3 protein-coding genes are annotated in these 3,814 nt (G+C 67.0%); all 3 read right to left on the reverse strand.

The window, feature by feature from the left end:
* Positions 1 to 1,176 (reverse strand): LuxR family transcriptional regulator (locus ACMO6A_RS03235; protein WP_418470774.1); only part of this gene is annotated, 1,176 nt, incomplete at its 3' end.
* Positions 1,177 to 1,306: 130 nt separating this feature from the next.
* Positions 1,307 to 2,380 carry a molybdopterin-dependent oxidoreductase gene (locus ACMO6A_RS03240; RefSeq protein ID WP_418470775.1) on the reverse strand — a complete coding sequence of 358 codons (1,074 nt, stop codon included), beginning with the start codon at positions 2,378 to 2,380 and terminating at the stop codon, positions 1,307 to 1,309.
* Positions 2,381 to 2,388: 8 nt separating this feature from the next.
* Positions 2,389 to 3,814: molybdopterin-dependent oxidoreductase (locus tag ACMO6A_RS03245; RefSeq protein WP_418470776.1), on the reverse strand; the 1,426-nt coding region annotated here is incomplete at its 5' end.

Consider the following 3,814-nt stretch of genomic DNA (forward strand, 5'->3'; position numbering starts at 1 on the left):
GTTCATCACGAGCGCCACCACCACGAGGATGACAGTCGTCTCCACGACGGCGCTGCCGCGCAGGAACACCACCCACACCACCGAGGCTGCGGCGTACGCAAGCCCCGCGATGCCGACGATGCGGTTCTCGGACAGCGGCAACAACGTGCAGGCGGCCGCGATCGCCGACCAGAACAGCAGGTGGGCGAACGGGTCGTTCAACTGCACGATGCTGTCGAGCAGCGCGTTCGGCGCATCGCCCAGCTGGGCGCGCACCACCACGACGAACAGCCCGGCGATGACCACGAGGATGGGCGGTTGGAACCGCACCGACGCGGGCTGCTTCGCCATGAGCAGCAGGGCGAGCCACGCGAACGCCGCCAGGCACAAGGTGAGCACCGTGATGGCCGGGATGCGCCCGAGCGCGTCGAAGTACGTGGTGTTCGAATCCCCCCATGCGCCCGAGGGGCCGAAGATGCGCACCATGGCCAGCAGCACGCCCGCCATGACCAGCACGGCCACCATGTCGCCCGCCGCCTGGCGCTGCCGCACGCTCGGCTCGGCGGCGGGCGCGCCGACGGCCGGAGACGGCACGGCGTCCTTCGCCCCCGACGCGTCGGTCGCGCCGCGTCGGCCGTCGGCCGCGCGGGCCGCCTCGAAGCACGCCGCCGCCAAGCAAGGCAGGGCGATGGCCACGACCACCTGCTGGGCAGGATCGATGAAGCCGTCGAGCGCCAAGCTCATCAGCTGGCGCAACGGGAACGCCGCCACGATGCACCACACCGCGCATGCGAACCCCTGCGTCTTCGCCAACAGGATGACGAAGCGCGACGCGAACCAGAAGTAGCCGAGCCCTGCCAGCACGAGCCCGAACGTGGCCAGGACGGCAGGGCTGAAGAAGTCCTGATGGAACGACAGCGCGAAGCATCCCGTGCCCACAGCGGCCATCACCGGCATCACGAACGCGAGGCTGCGATCGTGCGCGGCCACCCAGCGCGGAGCCGCCGCCAGCACCGCGGCCAGCACGAGGATGCCCGTCAGCCAGAACGTGCGGGCGTTCGCCCACTCCGCCAGACCGAGCGAGGACAGCAGGAAGCCGGGCGTGTGCCCCATGAGCGTGCACCACAGCAAGATGAGCGAGAGCCCGGCGGCCGACGCCGCCCCGCATACGTTCACGATTCCCCGCCGATGCTCCATGCCGCAGCGCTCCCCTTTCGCGTTCCCCTTGCGTTTCTGCACGCAGTATAGCGCATCGGCGGGAGCGCACGCTGAGCGGAGCCGGAAGATGCCGGCTCCGCTCATGGAAAGATGCAGCGTATCGCGGAGGCTAGCGCACCGCAAAGGAAAGGCTGGCGGACAGCGGCGACACCACGTCGTCGGCCGTGCGGGCGCGCACGGTCATCTCGTAGTCGCCCGCCTCGTCGAACGAAGTGGTGAACCGCCAGTTCACCCACTTGTCGGCGGTGGCGCCGTCCGTCTCGCACGCCGTCCAGGTACGCCCGCCGTCGAAGGAGAACTCGATGGCCGCGACGGGGCTTCCGCAGTCGTCGGCCACGTCCTCGAACGTGATCTCGTCGCCCGCCTCGAACACGCAGCCGTCGGAGGTGTTCTTGATCTCGATCTTGTTGCGGTACATGGGGTCGACCGAGGCCACCTCGGGCACGGCGTCCTCGCGGGTGAGCTCGATGCTTGCGATGTTTCGCGTGAAGTAGCGCGCCACGGTTTCGGGCATCCACAGCTGCACGCTCGATCCCTCCGACGCCTTCAGCTCCTCGCCGTTCACCCGGTACACCAAAAGCGCGTTCTTGTCGAGCGCGTACTGCAACGGCAGCGGCTCGCCGTAGCCGTCGGCGCCGTAGGCCGTCACGGTGTTCACGCCGTCTTCGAGTTCGGCCATGCCCACCACCGATGCCAACGGCACGCCGATGACGGCAGCCTGGCCGAAGGGCGAGCCCGTGGCGCACGAGCAGCCCATGAGCGCTTCCTGCTCCTCGTCGTCGAGCTCGGACAGGTTCACCGTGAAGTTCTCCTTCACCTGGCCGCCCACGTTCACATAGTAGTTGGCGACGCCGTCCTGCTCGGCGGCGAGCTCGGGCGCGGGCTTGGAGCACATCGAGAGGATCGCCGTGCCGAACACGTTGAACAGCTCGTCGTTGGGGGTGACGCCCTCTTGGTTGAACGTGAACGACCCCTGCACGTCCGCAACGCGCACGTAGTCGGATTCCTCGCCCAGCCACTGGGCGCGGATGTCCAAATCGGCCACCGTGTGGGTTGCGCCGGCGGGCCGGGAGCCTTCTTCGGCGGTTGCGGGCTGCTGGGCCGCGAGGGCCGCGCCGGTTCCCGATGCGAGCAGCACCGCGCCCGCAACGCCGGCCATGATCTTCTGAGCTGGCTTGTTCATGAGCGCTTTTACTCCTTTCCTTCCGTCGCGTCGACGGCCGCCTTCGGCGCGACGAGCGACGGGGTGTCGATGACGACGGTCTGATCGGCGGTCGGCATCGTGTCCTTCGCGTTCACCATGACCGTCTGGATCTGCGGGCTCACGAGACCGCTTTCCGTGGTGGCGCGCAGCTGCAGGCAGTAGGCGCTCTCCTCCTGGGGCGTCCAGGTGAAGTCGAACCAGACGAGCTTGTTGACGTCGGTGTCGCCCAATTCGTATTTCGTCCAGGTTTTGCCGAAGTCCATCGAGAACTCGACGCTCGCTATCTTCTCGTCGTAGGCGTCCAGATAGCCGTGGAACGTATAGGGCTGGCCGTTCTGGATGACGAGGCCCTCGGGCACGCCCAGGATGGTGGCGTTGGGCTTGTTCGTCCAGTTCCCCTCGGCGTCGATCCAGCCGTTCGGGTTGCCGTCGTGATGCTCGAACTCGTACACGTGGTCGTCGAAGTCGGGCGCGTCGGTGGCCACCTTGTACTCGCTCATCTGCTTGGAGTTCACTTCAGGGTCGACGCCTTCGCACCAGTTCGTGCAGGGGAAGCCGTTGGCCGCGGTCAGCTGCTCGCCGTTGATCTTGTACACGAGGAAGGCCTCGCCGCCGTCCACCTTGTCCAGCGGCATGGCGCGCTTGGACGAGCCGTCGGCGCGCATGACGCGCACGCCGTTGATGTCGGCGTTGTCGGTGTAGCCGCCCGCACGCTCGATGAGCCAGCTCACGGGGATGCCAGTGATCTCCACGTTGCTCACCGAGCCGGCGCCGGTGCCGTTCCAGTTGCACACTTCCTTCGAAACCTTCGTCACCACGACGCCGGCCTCCTCCGCTTCCTTCACGAGGTCGGGAAGAAGCGCGGTGTAGGGGCTGTTCACCTCGCCGTCCACCGTGATGGGCCAGCTGTCGAACAGGCTCTGGGGCATGGGCGTGTCGGCGTACTCGGCGCCGGAGCGCATACGGTCGTACAGGCGGTTCCAGGCGTCCATGTTGAACATGTCCTCCTGCGCCATCGTGGTTTCCTGGTCGATGGAGAAGTCGCCCTCCACGTTCTCGACCTTCGTCACGCCGCGCAGGCGCTCGAACTTGGTCTGATCCCACAGCGCCATGCCCTCGCCGTCGTTGGTTGCATCGTGGCAAGAGTAGCAGTTGCCTTTGTACTCGTCCTCGAACCGACCGTCGGACACCAAGCCGTAGTGGACGTTGTGGATGAGCGTGCCGAACTCGTACTGCGTGGGGATGTAGCCCGGCGAGTATGTATGGCAGAACAGGCACTGGTCCACCGTCATCTCGGCATCGAGCGCCGGGCTGTTCGGCGAGGGATGCATGGTCTGCGCGAGGTGTTGCAGCGTCGCGTCGAGGTCGGCGTGGCAGCTGTTGCAGCCGCGGTTGTCGTTGTTCAGCCGGTAG

The sequence above is a fragment of the Eggerthella sp. genome, from assembly GCF_048329335.1.
Classification (GTDB): Bacteria; Actinomycetota; Coriobacteriia; order Coriobacteriales; family Eggerthellaceae; genus Eggerthella; species Eggerthella lenta.